General features: G+C 70.8%; 24 protein-coding genes. 14 read left to right on the forward strand and 10 right to left on the reverse strand.

The genetic code is table 11. From position 1 onward, the window contains the following. Positions 1–7: 7 nt before the first annotated feature. Positions 8–766, reverse strand: a complete 759-nt coding sequence (locus R1Z03_RS03055; protein WP_317356775.1) for a M91 family zinc metallopeptidase — start codon at positions 764–766, stop codon at positions 8–10. Positions 767–999: 233 nt separating this feature from the next. Here R1Z03_RS03055 and R1Z03_RS03060 point away from each other — a divergent pair, with 233 nt between their 5' ends. Continuing rightward, a complete protein-coding gene (locus R1Z03_RS03060; RefSeq protein WP_317356777.1) occupies positions 1,000–1,518 on the forward strand; it encodes a PadR family transcriptional regulator in 519 nt (172 codons plus the stop codon). A gap of 128 nt (positions 1,519–1,646) precedes the next feature. Then, entirely contained in the window at positions 1,647–2,528 is an 882-nt protein-coding gene (locus tag R1Z03_RS03065) for a siderophore-interacting protein (protein WP_317356780.1), read from the forward strand. Between the two features lie 33 nt (positions 2,529–2,561). Here the strand turns inward: R1Z03_RS03065 and R1Z03_RS03070 are convergent, their stop codons facing one another. Beyond that, a complete protein-coding gene (locus R1Z03_RS03070; protein WP_317356782.1) occupies positions 2,562–3,500 on the reverse strand; it encodes a LysR family transcriptional regulator in 939 nt (312 codons plus the stop codon). A 65-nt stretch (positions 3,501–3,565) separates the two neighbouring features. Here R1Z03_RS03070 and R1Z03_RS03075 point away from each other — a divergent pair, with 65 nt between their 5' ends. The 4 genes from R1Z03_RS03075 to R1Z03_RS03090 all read left to right on the forward strand — a co-directional run bounded on the left by R1Z03_RS03075 (position 3,566) and on the right by R1Z03_RS03090 (position 7,100). Then, positions 3,566–4,468: a DMT family transporter gene (locus R1Z03_RS03075; protein WP_317356784.1), complete on the forward strand. Its 903-nt coding sequence runs from the start codon at positions 3,566–3,568 to the stop codon at positions 4,466–4,468. A gap of 112 nt (positions 4,469–4,580) precedes the next feature. Beyond that, positions 4,581–4,820 (forward strand): hypothetical protein, encoded by a 240-nt coding sequence (locus tag R1Z03_RS03080; protein ID WP_272566466.1) that lies wholly within the window; start codon positions 4,581–4,583, stop codon positions 4,818–4,820. Between the two features lie 98 nt (positions 4,821–4,918). Beyond that, a complete protein-coding gene (locus R1Z03_RS03085) occupies positions 4,919–6,280 on the forward strand; it encodes an esterase-like activity of phytase family protein (protein WP_317356786.1) in 1,362 nt (453 codons plus the stop codon). A gap of 115 nt (positions 6,281–6,395) precedes the next feature. Further along, positions 6,396–7,100 carry a riboflavin synthase subunit alpha gene (locus R1Z03_RS03090; RefSeq protein ID WP_284409993.1) on the forward strand — a complete coding sequence of 235 codons (705 nt, stop codon included), beginning with the start codon at positions 6,396–6,398 and terminating at the stop codon, positions 7,098–7,100. A 105-nt stretch (positions 7,101–7,205) separates the two neighbouring features. Here R1Z03_RS03090 and R1Z03_RS03095 read toward each other — a convergent pair whose 3' ends face one another. Next, a complete protein-coding gene (locus R1Z03_RS03095; RefSeq protein WP_284407147.1) occupies positions 7,206–8,981 on the reverse strand; it encodes a diguanylate cyclase in 1,776 nt (591 codons plus the stop codon). 218 nt (positions 8,982–9,199) lie between these two features. Here R1Z03_RS03095 and R1Z03_RS03100 point away from each other — a divergent pair, with 218 nt between their 5' ends. After that, positions 9,200–9,745 (forward strand): GNAT family N-acetyltransferase, encoded by a 546-nt coding sequence (locus tag R1Z03_RS03100; RefSeq protein WP_317356791.1) that lies wholly within the window; start codon positions 9,200–9,202, stop codon positions 9,743–9,745. A gap of 22 nt (positions 9,746–9,767) precedes the next feature. On the opposite strand, the gene gcvA is transcribed toward R1Z03_RS03100, so the two are convergent. Beyond that, a complete protein-coding gene (gene gcvA / locus R1Z03_RS03105) occupies positions 9,768–10,658 on the reverse strand; it encodes a transcriptional regulator GcvA (protein WP_284430526.1) in 891 nt (296 codons plus the stop codon). Positions 10,659–10,839: 181 nt separating this feature from the next. Here gcvA and R1Z03_RS03110 point away from each other — a divergent pair, with 181 nt between their 5' ends. Beyond that, the gene (locus R1Z03_RS03110; RefSeq protein ID WP_317356793.1) at positions 10,840–11,751 is read left to right on the forward strand and encodes a DMT family transporter; all 912 of its coding nucleotides are present in this window, start codon (positions 10,840–10,842) and stop codon (positions 11,749–11,751) included. Here the strand turns inward: R1Z03_RS03110 and R1Z03_RS03115 are convergent. Beyond that, positions 11,748–12,668, reverse strand: a complete 921-nt coding sequence (locus R1Z03_RS03115) for a LysR substrate-binding domain-containing protein (protein WP_317356795.1) — start codon at positions 12,666–12,668, stop codon at positions 11,748–11,750. The two genes, R1Z03_RS03110 and R1Z03_RS03115, sit on opposite strands and share 4 nt — an antisense overlap. 115 nt (positions 12,669–12,783) lie before the next feature. On the opposite strand from R1Z03_RS03115, the gene R1Z03_RS03120 reads away from it, so the two are divergent. Both R1Z03_RS03120 and chrA read left to right on the forward strand, forming a co-directional pair. Next, complete coding sequence (locus R1Z03_RS03120) at positions 12,784–13,488, forward strand: SDR family oxidoreductase (protein ID WP_317356797.1); 705 nt, start codon at positions 12,784–12,786, stop codon at positions 13,486–13,488. A gap of 126 nt (positions 13,489–13,614) precedes the next feature. Next, positions 13,615–14,973, forward strand: coding sequence for a chromate efflux transporter (chrA, locus tag R1Z03_RS03125; protein ID WP_317356799.1), 1,359 nt, complete (start codon positions 13,615–13,617; stop codon positions 14,971–14,973). 23 nt (positions 14,974–14,996) lie between these two features. Here the strand turns inward: chrA and R1Z03_RS03130 are convergent, their stop codons facing one another. Then, complete coding sequence (locus tag R1Z03_RS03130) at positions 14,997–15,434, reverse strand: helix-turn-helix domain-containing protein (protein ID WP_317356801.1); 438 nt, start codon at positions 15,432–15,434, stop codon at positions 14,997–14,999. 63 nt (positions 15,435–15,497) lie between these two features. Between R1Z03_RS03130 and R1Z03_RS03135 the strand changes: the two genes are divergently transcribed. Continuing rightward, the gene (locus tag R1Z03_RS03135; protein ID WP_317356803.1) at positions 15,498–15,881 is read left to right on the forward strand and encodes a DUF4148 domain-containing protein; all 384 of its coding nucleotides are present in this window, start codon (positions 15,498–15,500) and stop codon (positions 15,879–15,881) included. 46 nt (positions 15,882–15,927) lie between these two features. Here R1Z03_RS03135 and R1Z03_RS03140 read toward each other — a convergent pair whose 3' ends face one another. The 4 genes from R1Z03_RS03140 to paoA are packed head-to-tail and all read right to left on the reverse strand — an operon-like array spanning position 15,928 to position 20,779. Then, positions 15,928–16,941 (reverse strand): XdhC family protein, encoded by a 1,014-nt coding sequence (locus R1Z03_RS03140; protein ID WP_317356805.1) that lies wholly within the window; start codon positions 16,939–16,941, stop codon positions 15,928–15,930. An 18-nt stretch (positions 16,942–16,959) separates the two neighbouring features. Further along, the gene (gene paoC / locus R1Z03_RS03145) at positions 16,960–19,158 is read right to left on the reverse strand and encodes an aldehyde oxidoreductase molybdenum-binding subunit PaoC (RefSeq protein WP_317356807.1); all 2,199 of its coding nucleotides are present in this window, start codon (positions 19,156–19,158) and stop codon (positions 16,960–16,962) included. Then, positions 19,155–20,111: a xanthine dehydrogenase family protein subunit M gene (locus R1Z03_RS03150; RefSeq protein ID WP_317356809.1), complete on the reverse strand. Its 957-nt coding sequence runs from the start codon at positions 20,109–20,111 to the stop codon at positions 19,155–19,157. Before R1Z03_RS03150 ends, paoC begins: the two co-directional genes overlap by 4 nt. Then, on the reverse strand, positions 20,108–20,779 hold the full coding sequence (gene paoA, locus R1Z03_RS03155; protein ID WP_317356811.1) for an aldehyde dehydrogenase iron-sulfur subunit PaoA: 672 nt from the start codon (positions 20,777–20,779) through the stop codon (positions 20,108–20,110). The genes R1Z03_RS03150 and paoA overlap by 4 nt, the downstream gene beginning before the upstream one ends. Before the next feature lie 299 nt (positions 20,780–21,078). On the opposite strand from paoA, the gene R1Z03_RS03160 reads away from it, so the two are divergent. The 3 genes from R1Z03_RS03160 to R1Z03_RS03170 all read left to right on the forward strand — a co-directional run bounded on the left by R1Z03_RS03160 (position 21,079) and on the right by R1Z03_RS03170 (position 23,789). Beyond that, complete coding sequence (locus R1Z03_RS03160; protein WP_272566313.1) at positions 21,079–21,561, forward strand: NUDIX hydrolase; 483 nt, start codon at positions 21,079–21,081, stop codon at positions 21,559–21,561. Between the two features lie 193 nt (positions 21,562–21,754). Beyond that, the gene (mnmA, locus tag R1Z03_RS03165; protein WP_317356816.1) at positions 21,755–22,882 is read left to right on the forward strand and encodes a tRNA 2-thiouridine(34) synthase MnmA; all 1,128 of its coding nucleotides are present in this window, start codon (positions 21,755–21,757) and stop codon (positions 22,880–22,882) included. A gap of 16 nt (positions 22,883–22,898) precedes the next feature. Then, entirely contained in the window at positions 22,899–23,789 is an 891-nt protein-coding gene (locus R1Z03_RS03170; protein WP_317356818.1) for a LysR substrate-binding domain-containing protein, read from the forward strand. Positions 23,790–23,945: the final 156 nt, after the last annotated feature.

Raw genomic sequence — 23,945 nt, forward strand, 5'->3', positions numbered from 1 at the left:
CTGTCCATCAATGGTCACCGGTAAAGCCGTGATAGCTCCTGCGCAGCGTCAGCCCATGTTCTCTTCGAATGGAGTTTTCTGAAGGGACTTCGTCGGCATAGGGTCCGACGCCGATCGTGCGCAACTCCACGGGCAGCAGCGCTTTCTCCAAAGGACGGTCCGAGCCCTGATGACCAGAGGTCGAGGTGTCTTCCGAGCGGTGTGGCTGAATGCCGTGCAGGCTGTCCCGCGCATGGATCATTTCGTGGCCGAGCGTTGCAACGTAATGGTCTGCGCTCAACTCGTACTCATCCGAGTCCTCGGATGAAAACTTCATGCCGATGTCTGGGTCGGTGCGGATCCAGACTTCGTCTGCGCCGGGAGTCTCCCTGCCGGGCATCGGGGCGGCCGCCACTTCGGGCATGAACGAATCGCCCGACGGACGGCGGCTCATGTAGCTGTCGATGTCGTCCCAATTGTCCATGGGCCGCAACTGCGTGTTGCCAGCGATCTGCTGGCAGGAAAGCGCTTGCGGCCAACCCCCTTGCGAAGGCGTCAGCACCACGCGCTTTCGGGGCGCCATGGTGGTGATGGATTCGATCTGCCTCAGCAGCGTGCGGCCGGAAGATTGGGACGCCAGTTGCGCCAGGGTTCCCTGGTTGCGGTGCAAGAAATCCTGGTTCTTGGCTTCAAGGGCTTCCACCTGCTGGAGGTTGCGAGCGCCCGCTTCCTGCGGCCGGGGCGTATGGATGTAGACACCGGGAAAATCCGTGCGGTGGATGGGCATGGGACACCTCCTGGCGGCGTTTGCCGAAAAGGGAAAGACGCTACCGGCATCCCGGTCACGCGGCGGCCCGCGACGCGAAGGAAGTGACCAGGTTCCGAACGGCATCCCGGGAAGGGGTTGGGCACTGGCGAGCTCTCACAGACCATGGAGCCGGCAGGGGTATCCCAGGCAGCCAATCAGCCCGTTTCCAAAATAGATATATCTTTTGTTTTTTAGATATATCTAATTTCCCCATGAAGCATGAATTCCTGGATGCGCGCCAGCCCCCTCTCGAGCGGCGCGGTGGCGGCCGCGTGTTCGGCCACGGCGGGCTGCGCCTCGTGCTGCTGCAGCTCATCGCCGACAAGCCGCGCCACGGCTACGAGCTCATCAAGGCCATCGAAGACCGGCTGAACGGTGCCTACAGCCCCAGCCCCGGCGTGATCTACCCCACGCTCACCCTGCTGGAAGAGATGGGCCATGTCACCGTCACCGCCGATGGCGGCCGCAAGCTGCACACGCTGACCGATGCGGGGCGCGACCACCTGGCCGAGCACCGCGCCGAGGTGGATGCGCTGCTGGCCCGCATGGCCAGCGGCCTGCCGATGCGCGGCGGCGGTCACGGCGAGCGCCCGGCGCCCATCGAGCGCGCCGTGCACAACCTGCGCCATGCGCTGCACCTTCGCCTGGCGCGCGAGCCGCTGGCCGAGGCGCAGATCCATGCCATCGCCGATGCGCTGGACGCCGCGGCGCGGCAGATCGAGCGCCTTTAGCACCTGTTCCCCGCCGGCCTGCAGGGCGCCCCAGAGCGACCGCCCCGGCCCCCGTTGCCCGGAGTGCGCCCCACGACGCCCTGGCCTCCCTCCGCAACGCCGGCATCGCCCCGGCAGAAAGCCCTGAAATGACCACACTGTCCGCTTCGACCACCACCCCAGCCACCTTTGCCGCCACCGCAGCGCAGCCTTCCCCCGAACTGCTGGCGGCCCGCGCGCCCCAGCGCATGCGCCATGAACTGCGCCGGCGCATCCTTACTGTGCAAAGCGCCGAGCGCGTCACGCCGCACTGCGTGCGCATCGTCCTCACCGGCCCCGACCTGGAGGGCTTTGACAGCGCGGGCTTCGACGACCACGTGAAGCTCATCCTGCCCGACCCCGCCACGGGCCGGATCGACTTTCCCGTGCCGGCGGACACCGGGGGCCTCGCGCCCAACTCGCCCCGGCCCACCATGCGCGACTACACGCCGCGCCACCACGACATCGCCGCGCGCACCCTCACCATCGACTTCGCGCTGCACGACGCGGGCCCGGCCACGCAATGGGCGCTGCAGGCCGCGCCCGGGCAGACCGTGGGCGTGGGGGGCCCGCGCGGCTCCATGGTCATTCCCACCGCCTTCGACGGCTACGTGCTGATCGGCGACGACACGGCCCTGCCCGCCATCGCCCGGCGCCTCGCCGAGCTGCCCGCCGGCGCGCCCGTGCTGGTGCTGGCCGAGGTGGACGGCCCGGCCGACGAGCAGCCCCTGCCCACCGCCGCCGATGCCCGCATCGTCTGGGTGCACCGCCAGGGCGCCGAGGCCGGCACCGCCGAGCCCCTGCTGCAGGCGCTGCGCGCGCAGCCCCTGCCCGCGGGCGATTTCCACGCCTGGGTGGCCTGCGAATCGGCCGTGGCCAAGGCCCTGCGCGCGCACCTGGTGGGCGAGCGAGGCGCCTACCCCAAGTGGGTCAAGGCCTCGGGCTACTGGCGCCGGGGCAGCGCGGCCACGCACGACACGCACGAGGACTGACCGGCAGGGACCGGCAGGCGCCGCGCGGGCCCCTCATGCGGGCCGCGCGGCCAGACCCTGCGCCACATGGTCGATCCAGGCCCGCACCCGCGCCGGCAGAAAGCGGTTGGGCGGGTAAAGCAGCCAGGCCGTGCCGGAATACGCCGTGGTGTGGCGCCAGCCGGGTAGCACGCGCACCAGCGTGCCGGCCGCCAGGGCCGCCTGCGCCGTGAAGCCCGGCAGCGAGGCGATGCCCAGGCCGCCCAGGGCGGCCTCGCACCGCACCTCGCTGTGGTTGGCCACATAGCGGCCGCGCACCTTCACCACGGCGGATTCCGCTGCGCCACCCCCGCCACCCGGCCGCTCGAAGCGCCAGTGCCGGTCGCGCTCGTCCTCGCCCAGGGGCAGGCAGTCGTGCTGCGCCAGATCGCGCGGGTGCTCCGGCAGGCCGCGCTGCGCCAGGTAGGCCGGGCTGGCGCACACCACGTGTTCCACCGGCTCCAGCGGCCTGCCCGCCAGGCCCGGGGGCGGCGCGTCGGTGATGCGCACCGCCACGTCGATGTGCTCGGTGAACAGGTCCACGGTGCGGTCGGTGATGACCAGTTGCACGTCCACCTGCGGGTGCGCGGCCAGGAAGGACGGCACCAGCGGGTGCAGCCGCTGGCGTCCATAGGCCTTGGGCGCGCTCATGCACACCAGGCCGCTGGGCACGTCGGCATGGTGGCCGGCCAGCGCCAGCACCTCGCGCGCGCACGATTCCAGCCCCTGGCAGCGCGCGAACGCCGCGTGGCCCGCCTCGGTCAGGCGCAGGCGCCGGGTGGTGCGCTCCAGCAGCCGCACGCGCAGCACGCCTTCCAGCCGCGCCACCTGGCGGCTCACGGCCGACGGGGTCAGGCCCAGCTCGCGCGCCGCCGCGGAAAAGCTGCCCGCCGCCGCCACGCGGGCGAACACCGCCATGTCGGGCAGGCAGTCCAGGGCGTCATTTGTGCGCATGGGGAACCAATGTTGTTCTCTGACCAGCCATTATCGATGGCGCGGCATGAATCTACGATCGCCGCATGACCACGCTGCCCCTCGCCCGCCCCGCCACGCTGCTGCGCAGCGCCGACCTCGTCCTGCTGCTGGTGGCCGTGGTCTGGGGCACCAGCTACGGCGTGGCCAAGGGGGCGCTGGCGTTCTACCCGGTGCTGGGTTTCCTGGCCGTGCGGTTTTTGCTCACGGCGGCGCTGCTGGCCCCGGCGTGCCTGCGGGCCACGCGGGCGCAATGGCACGGCGCCCTGCGCGCCGGCCTGCCGCTGGGCGCGCTGCTGATGGCGATCTTCGTGTGCGAGACCTATGGCGTGGCGCACACGCAGGCCAGCCAGGCGGCGTTCCTCATCAGCCTGTGCGTGGTGTTCACTCCGTTCGCCGAATGGTGGATGCTGGGTCGGCGGCCGGCCGGCGCCGTGTTCGGCTTTGCGGCCGTTTCGCTGCTGGGCGCGGCGCTGCTGGCGGGCGGCGGCCTGCAGATTCGATGGGGCCTGGGCGACGGACTGATGCTGGCCGCCGCCGCGCTGCGCGCCGTGACCGTGTGCGCCACCAGCCGCCTCACCCGGCGGCATGCCCAGGCGCCCATGCTGCTGCTCACCGCCGTGCAGTCCGCCGTGGTGGGGCTGGGGTGCCTGCTGGTGGCCGTGTCGCTGCCGGGCGGGCTGCCCGCCCTGCCGGCCGAGAGCGCCTTCTGGGCCGCGAGCCTGTACCTGGTGCTGGGCTGCACGGTGTTTGCCTTCATCGCGCAGAACTGGGCGCTGAAACACACCGCCCCCAGCCGCGTGGGCCTGCTGATGGGCACCGAGCCGGCCTGGGGCGCGTTGTTCGCCGTGCTGTGGCTGGGGGAGAGTCTGGGCCCGGTGCAATGGCTGGGCGGGGCGCTGATCGTGGGGGCGGCGTGGTGGACGCTCGCGCGCCAGCGCACGGGCTGATCACCGGCTCGAAGCTCCCATTGCACCGCGACACTGCACGGCGATACTCCGGCAGACAACGCGCCCGCACCGAGCCGCAGTGGCGGCGCCGACGCCCACAAGGAGCTTTCCGATGACCGACCTTCGCGACATCCTGGCGCACCTGCGCGCGGGGCGCTGGAACGAGGCCCACCAGCAGGTGCAGGACGATGCGACGCCGCTGGGCGCCTGGCTGCACGGCATCGTGCATCTGCAGGAAGGCGACCTGGAAGACGCCGAATACTGGTACGACCAGGCCCAGCGCCACTTCCGCAGCCGCGGCACGCTGGAGGAAGAGATGCAGCGGCTGGAAGCGGCCCTGCCGCAGAAGTAGCGCTGGAAACCGCCGCGCACGGGCGCGGCCCTGCGCCGTCATGGCCCTGTAACGGCGCGCCGGCATCGTTGCGGTTTTCGTTCGCCACAAGCCATCGCATGCTGCCCTCTTTCCGCCTCGCCCCCTTCGCCCTGCTGGCCTGCGCTGCCGCCCTGCTGCCCGCCCACGCCCAGCAGGCTTTTCCCGCCACGCTCGCCGGCCATGCGGTGCTGCCGTCGCAGACCTTCATTCCCGCACCCAAGGATGCCCCGGCCGATCTGCAGACCAGCGGCAAGTTCACCACGCCGCAGCGCGTGGACCAGCTGGGCAGCGTGGAAGGCACCTCCGCCGGCCGGCCCACGGGCGTGTCGCTGCCGTTCAAGGGCCAGCCCGCGCAGGGCCATTCGGGCATCAAGCGCATGGCCGACGGGTCGTTCTGGATCCTGACCGACAACGGCGCGGGGGCCAAGGCCAACTCGCCGGACTTCATGCTGTACCTGAACCACTACACGGTGGACTTCCAAAGCGGCCAGTTCAAGCGCCAGAAGACGGTGTTCCTGCACGACCCGGACAAGAAGGTGCCGTTTCGCATCGCCGAAGAGGGCACGAAGGAACGCTACCTGACCGGCTCGGACTTCGATCCCGAGAGCTTCCAGTTCGCCGGCGGCGCGCTGTGGATCGGCGAGGAGTTCGGCCCCTACCTCATCAAGGCCGACCTGTCCGGCCGCGTGCTGGCCGTGTTCGAGACGCAGGTGGACGGCAAGGTCGTGCGCTCGCCCGACCACCCGGCCATCACCGCCGCGGGCGCGCCCGATGCCAAGGCGCCGGCCTTCGAGATCAAGCGCTCCAAGGGCTTCGAAGGCATGGCATCGTCCAGGGACGGCAGCAAGCTCTACGCGCTGCTGGAAGGCCCGGTGTGGAACGAATCGGCCAAGGCCTACGAAGCGGTGGAAGGCGGCAAACAATACCTGCGCGTGCTGGAGTTCGACGTGAAGCAGGAAAAGTGGACGGGCCGCCACTGGAAGTACGTGCTGGAGGCCAACCACCACGCCATCGGCGACTTCAACATGATCGACGAGAACACCGGCCTGATCATCGAACGCGACAACGGCGAGGGCACGGCCGACAAGGCCTGCCCCGAGGGCCAGAAGCGCACCGACTGCTTCCACGACCTGGCGAAGTTCAAGCGCGTGTACAAGGTGGAGCTGACCGATGCCAACGCCGGCGCCGAGCTGCGCAAGGTGGGCTACATCGACCTGCTGAACATCCAGGACCCGCAGCGCCTGGCGAGAAAGCCCTTGAACAACGGCGTGCTCGCCTTCCCGTTCTTCACCATCGAGAACGTGGACGTGGTGGACGCCACGCACATCGTGGTGGGCAACGACAACAACCTGCCGTTCAGCTCCAGCCGCGAGCCCAACCGGGCCGACGACAACGAGCTGGTGCTGCTGGAAGTGGGCGAGCTGCTGCGCGCGCGCTGAAACCCTGCAGGCGGCGGGCCCCGACCCGGGTGGCAAAATCGCCGCACCCTCGGGGCACCCGGTTGCGCGGCGCTGCCCCCGGCGGCCTTTTTCCACGCACCGGGAATCCACACGCATGTTCACTGGCATCGTCCAAGCCACGGCGGCCCTCGCCGCCATCCATGACCGCGAAGGCCTGCGGACCTTCATCATCGATTTTCCGCCCGGCTTCTGCCAGGACCTCGCCGTGGGCGCGAGCGTGGCGGTGGATGGCGTGTGCCTCACGGTGACCGAGCTGCTGCCGCCCAACGCGGCGGCGTTCGACGTGGTGCTGCAGAGCCTGAACGTGACCACCCTGGGCAGCTACGCCGTGGGCGACCGCGTGAACGTGGAGCGCGCGGCCAGGGACGGCGCCGAGATTGGCGGGCACCCGCTGTCGGGCCACATCGACTTCGCCACCACGCTGCAGTCGGTGCGCGAGTCGGACAACAACCGCGTGTGGCGCGTGGACATTCCGCCCGCCTTCCGCAAGTACATCTTCGCCAAGGGCTACATCGCCATCCACGGCGCGAGCCTGACGGTCTCCGAGGTGAACCGCGCCGAGGGCTGGTTCGAGGTGTGGCTGATCCCCGAGACGCGCCGCGCCACGGTGTTCGAGCACAAGCAGGCGGGCGACCGCCTCAACATCGAGATCGAGCGCAGCACGCAGGTGGTGGTGGACACCGTGCGCGAGGCGGTGCAGGAAAGCCTGGGGGCCCTGCAGCCGGTGCTGGAGGCGCTGCTGCGCGACAAGGGCCTGTCGCTCGAAGACTTCGTGCAGCCGCCCGTGCTGCCGCGCTGAAGGGCCACCGGGCTCCGGGTGTGGCAGCCCGGCATCAAAACGGGCTCCAGCACATATTCCACTAGGGCGTATCGCTATTAATTCAATAGCAAACGCCTGGACACGTCAAAGAATGACCAGCTCCCCGGCGCCCGTGTCCGCCCGGGGCTCGGCCAGCACCACGCGGTTGCGGCCCGTTTCCTTGGCGCGGTACATCGCCGCGTCGGCCTCGGACAGCAATTGGTCCAGCACCAGGCCGTGGCGGCCGGAATCGGCCACGCCGAAGCTCGCCGTCACGCGCAGCGGCTCGGGCGATGCCGGCAGCAGCAGCTGCAGATTCGCCACCACCTCGCGCAGGCGCTCGGCCAGCCGCACGCCGTGCGCGGGGTCGCAGTGGCTCAGCAGCACCACGAACTCCTCGCCGCCGAAGCGGCCCACCAGATCGCCCAGCCGCAGTTCGGCCCGCAGCGCGCGCGCCACCGACACGAGCGCCTGGTCGCCCACCGCATGGCCCCACTGGTCGTTGAGCATCTTGAAGCGGTCCACGTCCAGGATGACGATGACCACGCCGAAGCCATGGCGCCGGGCCTGCGCGAGCACGCTTTCCGCCGCGTCGAAGAAGGCGCGCCGGTTGGGCAGGCCGGTGAGGAAGTCGGTGTTGGACTGCTCGCGCAGTTGCGCGATCAGGCTGTTGCGCTCGCGCTCCAGGGCCTCGCGCTGGCGGGTCTGCAACTGCAGTTCGCGCGCGGCGCGGATCACCGCGGCCATTTCGTCGTTGGCGGCGGGCTGGGGCAGGGGCGCATCCAGGTCGTTGTTGGCCAGCGCCTTCAGCGCCCGCGCGGTCTGCACCAGCGGGCGCAGGACGCGGCGGTCCACCATCGACAGCGCCACCAGCAGCAGCGCCAGCAGCACCACCGAGCCCGCGGCCACCAGGCCCAGCATGCGCACGGCCCGGGTGTACTCGGCGCTGGCGCGCTCGCGCAGCTGGTTGAGCAGCGTGTCGCGCACATCGAAGATGGTGTTCATGTCGGGCACGTAGAGCGCCGCGAAGCCCGCGGCGTCCAGTCCGTAGCGGCCGTTGCCCTCGCCGGCGGCGATCATGCGGTCGATGAGCGGCCCGGTGTCCCGGAAGTAGCGCTGCTGCACCGTCTGCCACGCCTGCGCGATGGGGCGCGGCTGCTCGGGCACCGAAAGCCGCAGCTCGATCAGGAAGCGCAGCTGCGCGATGCGCCCGCGCGTTTGCTCGATGGCCCGGCGTTCCTCGGCCGTGAACGGCTGCTGGCGCGCCAGCGCCGCCGTGAAATGCGAGCCCAGCAGCCCTGCGAACTCCCGCAGTTCGGCCGCGAGGCGCGCAACCTGCACGTCATCGGCCAGGGCCGGGTAGTGCTGCCGCGCGGCATTGGCCAGGCTGCTCGTGACCGGGGCCAGCAGCGGCACGATCGCCACCATGCCGTAGACGGCCGAACGGATCGACTCGGGCGCCCGCGCCTCGCGCGGCTGCGCCACCACCTGATCCACCCCCGCCCGGGCCGTGGCCAGCGCCATCTTGGCGGCGAGCACGCGCCGCGCGCCGTCGGCCAGCGTGGGATCGCCCGTGCGCGCTGCCAGCACGCCATGCAGCGCGTCGAAGGCGCGGTCGGTGCGGGCACGGGCCTGCGCCAGCGGCTGCTGCAGTTCCGGCGGCAGGGGCGACGGGCCGCCCAGCGCCCCATTGGTGGGACCGCGCTCGCGCGACACCATTTCGGCAGCGAGCAGCCCCGCGCGCAACTGGTCGATGGCCTCCACGCTGGCCGCCGACGCGCGCACCGACTGGTACTCCGTCGTGGCGATGCGGCCGACCAGCAGCATCGTGGCCAACACCACGAGGGCCCCGAAAAGGCGGAGGAATCGGCTTAAAGACATGGTGTCTGGCATCAGTACGGCGGGGCAACGGTGTGGAAATTCTCTCACCTGCATCCGATCGGGGCGCTGCGGCCGCGAACGGATGGGCCAAATGGCGACGGTTTTCGGGGAGTTGGCAACGAAAAGGTGCAAGAAATGCGCCTGCACGGGCCGGCGGGCACCGGCCGTAGGATGGAGGCCTTCGCTGCCCGTGCCGCCCCTTCGCACCGCCCACGCCCATGCCCGCCCACGCCCGATCCCACCCCCTGCCATCCGCCCCGCCCCGGGCGCGCCCGCTGGCCGCGGCCGATCTGCCCGGCCTGTTGCAGGTGCAGCGCGCCTGCTATGGCGAGGGGTTCGAGGAAAGCCATGCGGTGTTCCTGCGCCGCCTGGCGAGCCCGGCGCAGTGCTCGCTCGCCCTGGAGCGGGACGGCCACCTGTGTGCCTATCTGGCGGCCTACCGCTCGCTGCGGGGCAAGGTCACGCCGCTGCACGGCGATTTCGAGGCCGCCCAGGCCCCCGACACGCTGTACCTGCACGACATGGCCGTGTCACCCGCGCTGGCAGGGCAGGGCCTCGCGCAGGTGCTGCTGGCCGCGGCCTGGGCCACGGCACGCAGCGAAGGGCTGCGCCACAGCGCGCTGGTCTCGGTACAGGGATCGCAGGGCTACTGGGCACGGCACGGCTATGCCCCCGCACCGTTGCAGGACGCTGCGCAGCGCACGCGGCTGGCCACCTACGGCGAGGGCGCGGTCTACATGGTGCGGGCATTGCCGGGGGCGTGAAGCCCGGCGCCGGCCACATCGCTCAAGCGCCGCCGCCGCGCTCCTGCCCGGCCTGCGCGACGATCCAGTCGCGGAAACGCCGCAGCTCCGGATCGATGAGCGCGGGTGCCGCATAGACCAGGTGGTACGCCAGCGGCGTGGCCAGCGCACCCGCCTGCACGCCGATCAAGGCGCGCGTGGCCAGCTCGCGCCCGATGAGCGCGCGGCGCACCAGCGCGAAGCCCCGGCCGGCCACGGCGGCTTCGATGGCGCCGTTGGAATCAGCAAACACCACGCCCTGTTCGGTGTTTACCCGGGGCATACGGTGCGCCTCGCACCACAGCCGCCAGTCGCCCCGGTGCTCGTCGTGCAGCAGGCGATGGCCGTCGATGTCGCGGGCGCGCGCGATGCGCCGCGGCGCGATGAGGCGGGGGCTGCACACGGGCACGAGATCGTCGGCCAGCAGCGCTTCTGCCCGCAGGCCCGGGTACTTCCCCATGCCGTGGCGCACCGCGAAATGCACGCCCTCGCCGGCCAGATCGACCGTGCGGTTGGTGGTGCTCACGTGCACGTCCAGGCCGGCTGCGTGCTGCTGAAAGTCCTGCAGGCGCGGCACCAGCCACTGCACGGCGAAGCCAGGCGTGCAGCTCACCAGCACGACGCGCCGCGCGCCGGCGGCCACCCGCGAGGTGGCGTGGCCGATGACCGCGAGCGCATCGCTGCAGGCCGACTGGTATTCGGCACCCGCCCGCGTGAGCGCCAGGCCGCGCGGCAGGCGCTCGAACAGCGTGCAGCCCAGGAACTCCTCCAGCTTGCGCACCTGCTGAGACACGGCGCCCGGCGTGACGTGCAGCTCGGCGGCGGCGCGGCGCACGCTCAGATGGCGCGCAGTGGCTTCGAAAAATCGCACGGCGATGAGGGGAGGCAGGCGCATGACCGTTCAGTCAAAATAAACAGTCGCGCAGCATAAATGGTTTGCGCGAACCCACCGGATTTCGAAGAATGGGCCTCCAGCGCCGGGGGCGGCCCGGGCCCGCCAGGGCTTGGCGAAAGCCTTCGGTTTCGTCGTTTCGTTTTGCCGATTCGGCGGGGTCCATGCCCCGCCGGCGCCACCCATGACCCTCGCCAGCTTGATCCGCCTGTTCGCCCTCGCCGCCCTGTGGGGCGGCAGTTTTCTGTTCATGCGCATCGCCGTGCCGGTGCTGGGCGCGGTGCCGACGGCCTTCGGGCGCTTGGCGTTGGCGGCGGCCGGGCTGATGGCGTTGCTGGCGTTCGCGCGGCTGCGGCCGGCCTTTCACGGCAAGCTGGGCGCGGCGCTGGTGCTGGGCGTGGTCAATTCGGGGGTGCCGTTCCTGATGTTCGCGCTCGCGGCCCGCACGCTGCCGGCGGGCTACAGCGCCATCCTGAACGCCACCACGCCGCTCATGGGCGTGCTGATCGGCGCCGCGGCCTTCGGCGAGCGGATCACCGCCGCGCGCACGGCCGGCGTGCTGCTGGGCATGGCCGGGGTGGCCGTGCTGGCGCAGACGGGCCCCGTGGCCCTGTCGCCGCAGGTGCTGGCGGGCATGGGCGCCTGCCTGGTGGCCACGGCCTGCTACGGCGCGGCGGGCTTTCTCACGCGCCGCTGGATCACCGCGCGCGGCGGGCTCGACAGCCGCCTGGTGGCGGTGGGCAGCCAGTGGGGCGCCGTGCTGGTGCTGGCGCCGTTCGCGGCCTGGGAGGTGTGGCGCCAGCCCGGCCTGCCCGCCACGTGGATGGCCGCGCCACCCGTGGTGTGGGCCGCCATGCTCGCCATGGGGCTGCTGTGCACGGCCCTGGCCTATGTGCTGTATTTCCGGCTCATCGCCGACGTGGGGCCGCTCAAGGCGCTGTCGGTGACCTTCCTGGTGCCGCTGTTCGGCGTGGCCTGGGGCTGGCTGGTGCTGGGCGAGGCCGCCACCGCCGCGCACGCGGCCGGCGGCGGGCTGATCGCCGCGGCGCTGTGGCTGGTGCTGCGGCCGACGGCCGTGGCGAAACCTGGACGTTAGCGCGGCAACGGGGGTGGGGCGCCCGGTGGTTCGCCCGCGCCGTCCAGCAGCCAGCGCCGCACCTGTGCGACCGATTCGGGATGCCGTTGCTTGCGGGGGTGCACGAGGTAGTAGCCCGCGCCGGTGCGCAGGGCCTCGGGAAAGGCCAGCACCAGCCGCCCGGCCGCCAGATCGGGCGCCACGAATTCCTGCTGGGCCAGCGCCACGCCCTGCCCCATGGCGGCGGCATCGATGGCGAGCGTGGTCTGGTTGAAATGCAGGGCGCGCGCCGCAGGCGCCCTGGCCTGCGGCGCGCACTGCTCGAAGTAGGTCTCCCATGGCGACTGCGCATCGTGCAGCAGCACCTGCGCGATGCCATCGCCGGCCCGCCCGGCCTGCGCGCTCCGTTCTCGCCACCGCGGGCTGCAGACGGCGACCAGGCATTCCTCGAACAGCAGATCGGCGGACAACCCGGGACCGAACGGGGGCCGGCCATAGCGCACGGCCAGGTCCACCGCCTCGTTGTGGAAGTGCGCCAGCCGCTCCGTGGCCAGGATGCGCAGATCGACGCCTGGGTGCTGGCGCGTGTAGCCGTCGAGCCGCGGGATGAGCCATTTGGTGGCGAAGGTGGGCGTCACGCTCACGGTCAGTCGCAGGGGCTGGGGGACCAGGCTCTCCGTGGCCTGGGCCAACAGTTCGAAGGCCCGCCGCACGCCGACGATGTAGCGCTGGCCGTTGGACGTGAGCGCCAGCGCGCGGGGCAGGCGCTCGAAGAGCTTCAGGCCCAGTTCCGCCTCCAGGGCCCGCACCTGCTGCGCCACCGCGCCTTGCGTCACCCCCAGTTCCAGCCCGGCCAGCCGGAAGTTGAGGTGGCGGCTCGTGGCCTCGAAGGCACGCAGGGCATTGAGCGAGGGCATGCGCCCGAGGGGTTGCGTCATGGGTGCAGATTTTCTACTGATTCGAGGCAGGCGATCTGCAGCAAGTCAGCCCCCTGAAACGCCTGCGCTGTCGAACAATCTCCAGGTGCCACTGGCGGCACGCAAGGACCGACAAATGGCAGTAGAAAAAGTGGCGCTCATCACCGCCGGCGGCAGTGGCATGGGGGCGGCGGCCGCACACCGGCTGGCCGCCGATGGCTTTCGCATCGGCATCCTTTCCTCCTCCGGGAAAGGGCAGGCGCTCGCCGAGGCGCTGGGGGGTGTGGGGGTCACCGGCTCCAACCAGTCGGTGGAGGACATCGGGCGGCTGGTGGACCTGGCCCACGGGCGCTGGGGCCGCATCGACGTGCTGGTCAACAGCGCCGGCCATGGGCCTCGGGCGCCATTGCTGGACCTGTCCGACGAACAGTGGCTCGAGGGCATGAACACCTACCTGTTGAACGTGATCCGGCCCACCCGCCTGGTGGCGCCCCTCATGCAAAGGCAGGGCGGCGGGGCAATCGTCAACATCTCCTCGGCCTGGGCACTGGAGCCCAGCGCGCTGTTCCCGGCGTCGTCCGTCATGCGCGCCGGGCTGGCCTCGTTCACGCGCATCTTCGTCGACAGCTTCTCAGCCGACAACGTGCGGATGAACAACGTGCTGCCCGGCTGGATCGACAGCCTGCCCGTGTGGGAAGAGCGGCGCACCGCCGTGCCGCTGCAGCGCTACGGCACCGTGGAGGAAGTCGCCGCCACGGTCGCCTTCCTGGCCTCCGACGGGGCGGCCTACATCACGGGGCAGAGCCTGCGGGTGGACGGCGGGCTCATGCGCGCGCCGTGATCCGTCCGGGCCCTTCCACGGCCACGGCGGCGGCCCTATGATCCGCGCACCGGGAACACAGCCTCCCGTCCCGCCCCGGGTAGACGGTGTCCCGTCCAAGTGCTGGCAGCTCTCATGGAATCGATCATGGACACCGCCTTGCCCGACGACGCCGCATCGGCACGCCCCCACCCGCTGCCACTCTCCGTGGCCCTGCTTTTCTGGCTGAAGCTCGGCTTCATCAGCTTCGGCGGCCCGGCCGGGCAGATCGCCCTCATGCATGCGGAACTGGTGGAGCGCCGCCGGTGGATCTCGGAAAAGCGCTTTCTCCACGCCCTGAACTACTGCATGCTGCTGCCCGGGCCCGAGGCCCAGCAGCTGGCCACCTACCTCGGCTGGCTGCTGCACCGGACCTGGGGCGGCATCCTCGCCGGCACGCTGTTCGTGCTGCCGTCGCTGGGCCTCCTCATCGGGCTGTCCTGGCTCTACATGGCCCATGGGGACATGCCGGTGATCGCCGGGGTGTTCTACGGCATCAAGCCGGCCGTCACGGCGCTGGTGGTGCAGGCGGCCTGGCGGATCGGAGGCAGAACGCTGAAGAACCGCTGGCTGTGGGGCATCGCGGTGGCCGCGTTTGTAGCCATCTTCGCGCTGCAGGTGCCGTTTCCCGCGATCGTGCTGCTCGCGGCGTTTGCCGGCCATGTGGGCGGCCGGGTGTCGCCGCAGGCTTTTTCCGCCGGTGGCGCCCATGGCGCGGCAACGGCATCGGCCGGGCGGGCGCTGATCGACGACGACACGCCCGCCCCGCCCCACGCCTTGTTTTCGTGGACGCGGTTTGCCAAGGTGCTGCTGGTGGGCGGGGGGTTGTGGCTGCTGGCGCTGGGAGGGCTCTGGGCGCTGTTCGGATGGCATGGGGTGCTGACCCAGATGGGGTGGTTCTTCACCAAGGCCGCGCTGATGACCTTCGGCGGCGCCTACGCCGTGCTCCCCTACGTCTATCAGGGCGCGGTCGACCACCACCATTGGCTGAGCGCCACGCAGATGATCGACGGCCTGGCGCTGGGCGAGACCACGCCCGGCCCGCTCATCATGGTGGTGTCGTTCGTGGCCTTCGTCGGGGGATGGACCCATGCCCTCTTCGGGCCCGGATCGCTGTTCCTGGCAGGCGCCGTGGCCGCCACCGCGGTGACGTTCTTCACCTTCCTGCCCTCGTTCGTCTTCATCCTGCTGGGCGGTCCGTTCATCGAGTCCACCCACGGCAACCTGAAGTTCACCGCGCCGCTGACCGGCATCACCGCCGCCGTGGTCGGCGTGATCGCCAACCTGGCGGTGTTCTTCGCCTATCACGTGCTGTGGCCGCAGGGCCTGGGAGGCCGCTTCGACGCCGCCTCGGCCGCCATCGGCGTGCTGGCCGCGGCGGCCCTGTTCCGGCTCCGATGGGGTGTGATTCCGGTGCTGGCGCTCTGCGGACTGCTGGGTGTGGCGTGCCAGCTGTCAGGGGTGTGAGCCGCTGCAGCGCGCAGCCACCGTCACTCCGGATTCACCAGCTTGATGGCGCGCGTTCCGATCTCCGCGCCTGTCACCGCATCGATCGCGATGGGCTGGATGTCGGTCCCCTGTTCGGCGTCCTGAAAGCGCACCAGCGGGCCGGTGCCCCGGTGCTTTCGCCCCCACGCGCCGATCATGAAAAGCACCGGCAGGTAGTCGCGCCCCGCCTGGGTCAGGACGTATTCCTCGCGCGGCGGACGTTCGGAGTACTGGCGCTTTTCGAGCAGCTTTTCCTCGGTCATGGCGGCCAGCCGCTTGGTCAGCATGGTGGGCGCGATCCCGAGGCTCTTCTTGAACTGATCGAAGCGCGTGAGGCCGGCATGCGCATCCCGAAGGATCAGCATGGTCCAGGCATCGCCCAGAACCTGCAGGCTGCGCGCGATGGGGCAGGGGCTGTCGCCCGATTTTTCAGCGTTCATATCGTTTCGGTATTGACTAACTATTAAATCGATACTAACATGCGGACCTCTGCCAGTCCACCCATGGAAACCATCCCAATGCCTTATTTCACCCTGAATTCCTCGCCGTCGATCAAGGCCCCATTGCCTGCTTCGCCCGCCGCCCCGGTACGCCTTCGGGCCACAGTGGCCGCGGCACTGGCGCTGGCGAGCGCCTTCGCGATGCCCGCCCATGCACAGGAGCGCACCGCGACGCAGCAGCAACAGCCCACGCTGTCCCGTGCCGAGGTGATCGCCGACCTCGCCCTGTGGCGCCGAGCGGGCGCCGACCGGTACGAAGGGCTGTCGCGTTCGTACGGCCTGGAGACACAGGCCTACGATGCGGCCCAGCAGGAGTACCTGCGCCTTCGCCAGAGCGAGGCATTCCCGGCGGAAGTCCGCAAACAGCAGGCAGCGGACGGCCAGTGAGCCCGCGCACGGTGGGACACGGCGGCGCTCGCGGGCGGCCGCCGCCTCACCCTGCGAGCAAGGTCTTGGCCGGCGCCACCTGCATCTGCGGCGGGATCGCCACCCCGTTGCGGACACTCAACACCTCGGCCATGACGCTCACGGCGATCTCCGCCGGCGTCTTGCTGCCGATGAACAGACCGATGGGCCCCTTCAACCGCGCCAGCGCCGGTGCATCCAGGTCGAAGTGCTCGGCCAGCCGCTGGCGCCGCGCTGCGTTGTTGCGCCGGCTGCCGATGGCGCCGACATAGAACGCATCGGTCTTCAGCGCCTCCAGCAGGGCGAGATCGTCCAGCTTGGGGTCGTGCGTCAGCGCGATCACGGCGCTGCGCCGATCGGGGCGGAAGGCCAGCACCACGTCGTCGGGCATGCCATCGGCCAGCGCGGTGCCGGGCACCGACCACGCGCCGCGGTACTCCACCCGCGGGTCGCACACCGTCACCGCGAAGCCGTTGAAGCCGGCCATGGTGGCCAGGTATTCGGCCAGTTGCCCCGCGCCGATCAGCAGCATGCGGTACTGCGGGCCGAAGGTGCTGGCCACCGTTTGCGCATCCGCATGGAAGGCCTGCGCGCCGCGGGCCTCGGACAGGGTGACCGCCCCATCGGAGAGCCGCACGCTGCGGCGCACCAGGCAGCCCTCGGCCAGCGACTCGACCAGGGCCTGCAGCGAGTCGAGCGCCGGATCGCGCTCCACCAGCAGCTCCAGCGTGCCGCCGCAGGGCAGTCCGAACCGGTGGGCCTCATCGGCGGACACGCCGTACTTCAGGAGCACCGGCTTCGCCGGGTCCCGGGGCAGGGCATCGTCCCGGCCGGGCGTGCAGCACCGGGCGATCAGGTCGTCCTCGATGCAGCCGCCACTGACGGAGCCCACGACCGCGCCGCGGTCCGACAGCGCAAGGATGGAGCCCACGGGCCGGGGCGACGAGCCCCACGTCCGCACCACGGTGACGAGCCAGCCGTGCCCCCCCGCGCGGCGCCAGTCGAGCAGGGTGTGCAGCACCCGGAAATCGAGGTTGTCCACGGCGCGTTCCCTCCGGCGTCAGGCCTGGGCCGGCAGGTGCGGCAGCAGCTTGTCCAGGGTGATGGGGTAGTCGCGCACCCGCGCACCCGTGGCGTTGTAGACCGCGTTGGCCACGGCGGCGCCGACGCCGCACAGGCCCAGCTCGCCCACGCCCTTGGCTTTCATGGGCGAGGAGATGGGGTCGGTCTCCGGCAGGAAGATGACCTCCTGGTGCGGGATGTCGGCATGCACCGGCACCTCGTAGCCGGCCAGGTCGTGGTTGACGAAGAAGCCCCGGCGCTTGTCCACGGCCAGCTCTTCCATGAGCGCCGAACCCACGCCCATGGTCATCGCGCCGATGACCTGGCTGCGGGCGGTCTTGGGGTTGAGGATGCGGCCCGCCGCGCACACGGCCAGCATGCGGCGCACCCGCACTTCGCCCGTGTCCACCGCCACGCCCACCTCGACGAAATGCCCGGCGAAGGTGGACTGCTGGTACTGCTTGTCGAGGTCGCCGTATTCGATGGCGTCCTCGGCCACCAGGCCGGCCTCGCCCGCCGCCTCGCCCAGGGGCACCGAACGCCCCGCCGCGCGCACCATGCCATCGGCGAACACGGCATCGGCCGGCGCCACGCCGAGCTTGCGCGCGATCGTCTCGCGCAGCTTCATGCAGGCCGCGTACACGCCGGCTGTCGCGTTGTTGGCGCCCCACTGGCCGCCCGAGCCGGCCGAGGCCGGAAAGGCGGAATCGCCCAGGCGCACGTCCACCTGCTGGAGCGCGACGCCCATCACCTCGGCGGCCGTCTGGCCCATGATGGTGTAGCTGCCGGTGCCGATGTCGGTCATGTCGCTCTCCACGGTCACGCGCCCCTTGCGGTCCAGGCGCACGCGCGCGGCCGACTTCATCAGCAGGTTGTTGCGAAAGCCCGCGGCCACGCCCATGCCGACCAGCCACCGGCCCTCGCGCCGCTGGCCTGGTGCCGCGCTGCGCTGGCTCCAGCCGAAGCGCTCCGCGCCCAGGCGCAGGCACTCGACCAGCTGGCGCTGCGAGAACTTGCGGCCCGGCTTTTCAGGATCGGTCTGGGTATCGTTAAGGACGCGGAATTTGATGGGGTCGATGCCCAGCCGCTCGGCCATTTCGTCCATGGCGATCTCCAGCGCCATCAGCCCGGGCGCCTCGCCGGGCGCGCGCATGGCATTGCCTTCGGGCAGGTCCAGCTGCGAGATGCGCAGCGCCGTGTAGCGGTGGGCACCGGCATACAGAAGCCGTGTCTGCGCGATGGCGTCCTCGGGGTCGCCGCCGGGCAGGTTGCCGGACCAGCTTTCATGGCCGATGGCGGTGATCCGCCCGTCCTGGCCCGCACCGATGCGGATGCGCTGGATGGTCGCAGGCCGGTGCGTGCCGTTGTTGGCCATGAGCGGGCGCTGCATCGCCACCTTGACCGGCCGGCCTGCCGCGCGCGCGCCCAGCGCGGCCAGCACGGTGTCGGCCCGCAGGAAGAGCTTGCCGCCGAAGCCGCCGCCGATGTAGGGCGACACCAGCCGCACCTTGTCCGGCGCCAGGCCCAGGGTCTTGGCCAGGTCGCCCGCGGTCCAGGCGATCATCTGGTTGGACAGCCACACCGTGAGGTGGTCGCCCTCCCAGGCCGCCAGCGAGGCGAAGGGCTCCATCATCGCGTGGGTGTGGTCGGGCGTGGTGTAGGTGACATCCAGCCGCACCGGGGCCTCGGGATAGCGGCCGGCGAAGTTACCGAACGCGCTCTCGGGCTTGGAGGACTTGGGCACGGTGGCGGAACCACGCTCGGCCGCCAGGTCGAACGCGCCAGGCGTGCTGACGTAATCGATCTTCAGCAGATGCGCCGCGGCGCGGGCCTGCTCGAAGGTTTCGGCCACGACCAGCGCGACGGCCTGGTGGTAGTGCTCGATGCCGCTGCCGCCCAGCAGGCGGGCGACGTTCATCTTGCCCTTGCCGAGCTTGCCGGCGTTCTGGGCATTGACGATGGCCAGCACGCCCGGCGCGGCACGCGCGGCGGTCAGGTCCATTGAGGCGATCCGCCCCTTGGCGATGGACGATCCCACGATGCAGCCGTACGCCTGGCGCGCCACGACGTCGTGCTGCTCGTAGGCATAGCGCGCCTGTCCGCTGGTCTTGAGCGGGCCGTCGATGCGGTCCAGCGGCTGGCCGACCACCTTGAGCTGGTCGATGGCATTGTGCGAAGCCGGGGTGTTGAATTTCATGATTGGCCTTTCGCCTCGGCCAGCACGCCGGCGAGCGTGCGCTCGACCAGGGCCACCTTGAATGCGTTTTCGTGGGTGGGGCGCGCCGCGCCCAGCAACTGCGCCGTGGCGGCCTTCGCGCCTTGCGGCAGGGCCGCGTCCGCCGACGCCATGCGCCAGGGCTTGTGCGCCACGCCGCCCAGGGCGACGCGGCCCGTGCCGTCCTTTTGCAGCACGGCCGCCACGGAAATGAGCGCGAAGGCGTACGAGGAGCGGTCGCGCACCTTGCGGTAGATGTGGGTGCCGCCCGCGGGCGCGGGCAGCGTCACGGCGGTGATGAATTCGCCGGCGTCGAGCGCGGTCTCGATGTGCGGGGTGTTGCCCGGCAGCCGTTGGAAGTCGGCAATGGGAATGCGGCGTGGCTGGCCGTCCGCCCGCACCGTCTCGACCACCGCATCCAGCGCCCGCATGGCGACGGCCATGTCGCTCGGGTGCGTGGCGATGCAGGCCTCGCTCGCGCCCACCACCGCATGCTGGCGCGTGACGCCGCCGATGGCCGCGCAGCCCGCGCCCGGCTGGCGCTTGTTGCACGGCATGTTGGTGTCGTAGAAGTAGGGGCAGCGCGTGCGCTGCAGCAGGTTGCCGGCGGTGGTCGCCTTGTTGCGCAACTGGCCCGACGCACCGGCCAGCAGGGCGCGCGACAGCAGGCCGTAGTCGCGCCGCACGCCGGCATGCGCCGCCAGGTCGGTGTTGCGCACCAGCGCACCGATCCGCAGGCCGCCCTCCGGCACGGGCTCGATGCGGTCCAGGCCCAGGCCGTTGATGTCGATGAGGTGCGTGGGCGCCTCGATCTGCAGCTTCATCAGGTCCAGCAGGTTCGTGCCGCCGGCGATGAACCGGGCCTGCGGGTTGCCTGCGGCGGCGGCTGCGGCGGCCTGCACCGAGGCCGCGCGTTCGTAGGTGAATGGCTTCATGCAGCACTCCCGTTCGTGGTGGCCACTTCGGTGATCGCATCCAGGATGTTGGAATAGGCCCCGCATCGGCAGAGGTTGCCGCTCATGCGCTCGCGGATCTCGTCGGCCGAGAGCAGGGGTTGCGCCGTGAGGTCGCCGCTCACATGGCTGGGAATGCCGGCCTTGATTTCCTGCAGCACCCCCACGGCCGAGCAGATCTGGCCCGGCGTGCAGTAGCCGCACTGGTAGCCGTCGTGCTTGACGAACGCGGCCTGCAGCGGGTGCAGCTTCTGCGGCTGGCCCAGGCCTTCGATGGTGGTGACCTGCGCGCCCTCGTGCATCACCGCCAGGGTCAGGCAGGCATTGATGCGGCGGCCATCGACGATGACCGTGCAGGCACCGCACTGCCCGTGGTCGCAGCCCTTCTTGGTGCCGGTGAGGTGCAGGTGCTCGCGCAGGGCGTCGAGCAGCGTCGTGCGGGTGTCCAGCGACAGGGTGTGCTGCTGGCCGTTGATGGTCATGCGCACCGGCATGGCCGTCTCGCCCTGGGGCGCCAGCGCGCCGGACTCGGCCGGCAGCGGCGCCGCGGTGCGGGCGGCGGCCCCGGTGGCGGCCACCGCAGAAGCCGAGGCGGCCCCCACGACGAACAGGTCTCGCCGGGTCAGCGCTGGGTCGGAGAAGTTTTGCATCGTGGGATCCTTTATGGGGGAAGGGGCGGGGGAGCCCTCTGGCCACTCGCCGGGGTGCGGGAGCGCGTGCGCGGGCATGTCTTTGCAAGCCTCACCCAATCCATCTTGCGCAGACGCCAAGGAGAAGGTTTGGAGGCCAACGCCGCGTCCGCTTGTCAGCCACCGGTGGCGCGGCAGGCGATCGGCAGGCCGTACCCTTCGATGTCCGTCCATACCGATGCCGGGCGAATCGCCGTCCTCGCCCGCGTGTCGCGCATCCCCTACACGGCCTGACATGCCCTCTCGTCATAATGGCCGCCATGCCGAACCGCTGGAAACCCAACGTCACCGTGGCCGCCGTCATCGAACAGGACGGCCGCTTCCTGCTGGTGGAAGAAGACACGGCCGACGGGCTGCGGTTGAACAACCCGGCGGGCCACCTGGACCCGGGCGAGTCGCCCATTGACGGCTGCGTGCGCGAGGTGCTGGAGGAAACCGCCTGCGACTTCACCCCCACGGCACTGGTGGGCGTGTACCTCAACCGCTTCACGCGCACCCGCACGGGCGACGACATCACCTACCTGCGCTTTGCCTTCGCCGGCTCGGTGGGGCCGGTGCATGCCTGGCGCACGCTGGACGACGGCATCGTGCGCACCGTGTGGATGACGCTCGATGAGATCCGCTGCTGCGCGGACCGCCACCGCAGCCCGCTGGTGATGGAGTGCATCGAGGATTACCTGGCCGGCAAGCGCTACCCGCTGGAGCTGATCCACACCGACGCCAGCGTGCTGCAGCCGCGCTGACCCGGGCGGGCCGCACGGCGCCCGCCACCGCCGCGTTCCGGCCCGTATCGCCTCCATGCGGGCGGATTGATTGCCCTTGTTGCTACCAATTAAATAGCAAAACAGATCCGACCGGATCGCATGCCCCGCGGCGCACCTGGCGTTCTGCCGGCACGCCCCCGGCCGCGGCGGCATAAAAAATACAATCCCGGCCATGACAGCAACCCCCAAGCACCGCGTCGTCGTCGGCCTGTCCGGCGGCGTGGATTCCGCGGTCACCGCCCATCTGCTGAAAGCCATGGGCCATGAGGTCGTCGGCATCTTCATGAAGAACTGGGAAGACGACGACGACAGCGAATACTGCTCCTCCAACATCGACTTCGTGGATGCGGCCGCCGTGGCCGACGTGATCGGCATCGAGATCGAGCACGTGAACTTCGCCGCCGAGTACAAGGACCGCGTGTTCGCCGAGTTCCTGCGCGAGTACCAGGCCGGCCGCACGCCCAACCCCGACGTGCTGTGCAACGCCGAGATCAAGTTCAAGGCCTTCCTGGATCACGCCATGCGCCTGGGCGCCGAGAAGATCGCGACCGGCCATTACGCGCGGGTGCGGCAGAACGCGGCGAGCGGCCTGTTCGAACTGCTCAAGGGCCTGGACCCGTCCAAGGACCAGAGCTATTTCCTGCACCGCCTGAACCAGGCGCAGCTGTCGAAGACGCTGTTTCCCGTGGGCGAGCTGCACAAGACCGAGGTGCGCCGCATCGCCGAAGAGATCGGCCTGCCCAATGCCAAGAAGAAGGACTCCACCGGCATCTGCTTCATCGGGGAGCGGCCGTTCCGCGAGTTCCTGAACCGCTACATCGCCCATGCGGCGGGGCCGATCCAGGACGAGCGCGGGCGCACGCTGGGCCGCCACCAGGGCCTGAGCTTCTACACGTTGGGCCAGCGCCAGGGCCTGGGGATCGGCGGGGTGAAGGAAAAAGGCGCGCAGCGGGGCAGCGGGGACCACGCCCCCTGGTTCGTCGCGCGCAAGGACCTGGACAAGAACGTGCTGCGCGTGGTGCAGGGCCATGACCACCCCTGGCTGCAGTCGCACACGCTGCAGGCGGGCGATGCGAGCTGGGTGGCCGGCGCGCCGCCCGCCGCCGGCCTGCTGGCGGCCAAGACGCGCTACCGGCAGGCCGATGCGCCCTGCCGCATCGATCCGCAGGCGGACGGCGGCTTCGCGCTGGAATTTCCCGACGCGCAATGGGCCGTCACCCCGGGCCAGTCCGCCGTGCTGTACGACGGCGAGGTGTGCCTCGGGGGCGGCGTGATCGCGTCGGCCACCACCGTCGCCTGACGGGCCCGCCGCACGCATGGCCCCCCCGCGCATTCCGCCGATCCAGGGCCTGCTGGCGTTCGAGGCGCTGGCGCGGCTGCGCAGCGTGACGCACGCGGCCGAGGAGATGAGCGTGACGCCCAGCGCGGTGAGCCACCGCATCCGCCAGATGGAGACGTTGCTGGCCGTCAAGCTCTTCGCGCGCGGCGATTTCAGCCTGACGCCCGCCGGCGCCGCCTACCTGGAGCGGGTGCGCGAGGCCATCGCCGCGCTGCAGCACGTGCCCGGCACCCTGGGCGTGGGCCAGGCGACGCGCCTGCGCCTGGGCGTGACGCCGACCTTCGCGCGCCAGATGCTGCTGCCGCGCATCGCGCAGTTCCGCCACGCCTACCCGGACATCGAGCTGCAGCTGCAGGTGTCGCTGCCGGTGCACCACGTGATGGCCGAGGAGGCCGACGTGGAGGTGCGCTTCGGCACCGGGCACTTTCCCGACCGCGAATCGGTGCAGCTCTTCGCCGACCGGATCACGCCGGTGTGCAGCCCCGAATACCTGGCCGAGACCGGTCCGCTGGACGGCCTGGCGACGGAAGAGGCGGCGGCGCGCGTGCGCTTCATCCGCTGCGCGCTGGAGCCCTGGCGCACCTGGTTCAAGGCCGTGGGCATTGCCCAGCCCGAGCCGGTGGTGGGCAGCCAGTTCAACGACCTGGGCATGGCCTGGGACGCGGCGGTGGCCGGCTTCGGCGTGGCGCTGCTGCGCCTGCGCGCGGGCCAGCCCTGGCTGGAGAGCGGCCAGCTCGTGCGCCTGTCGCGCGACAGCCTGCCGTCGCCGCACGACTATTTCCTGTGCTGGAAGGCCGGCGCGCTCGAGCGCTGGGAGTGCGCGGCCTTCGTGGACTGGCTGCGCCAGGCGCTGCACGACGGCCCCTGACGGGCGCTGGGCGCTCCGGGACGGCGAGGCGCAGCCCCTGCGGGCGCAGCGGCTGACACGGAACTGACACGGTTTGAAAAGCCTTCACGCGGGCCGCGAAGGTTTTTCACGCCGCGCGCTCCGCAAATTTCTACAGTGGGCCGGCGCAGGTCCCGG

The sequence above is a fragment of the Acidovorax sp. BLS4 genome (assembly GCF_032929295.1).
Classification (GTDB): domain Bacteria; phylum Pseudomonadota; class Gammaproteobacteria; order Burkholderiales; family Burkholderiaceae_C; genus Paracidovorax.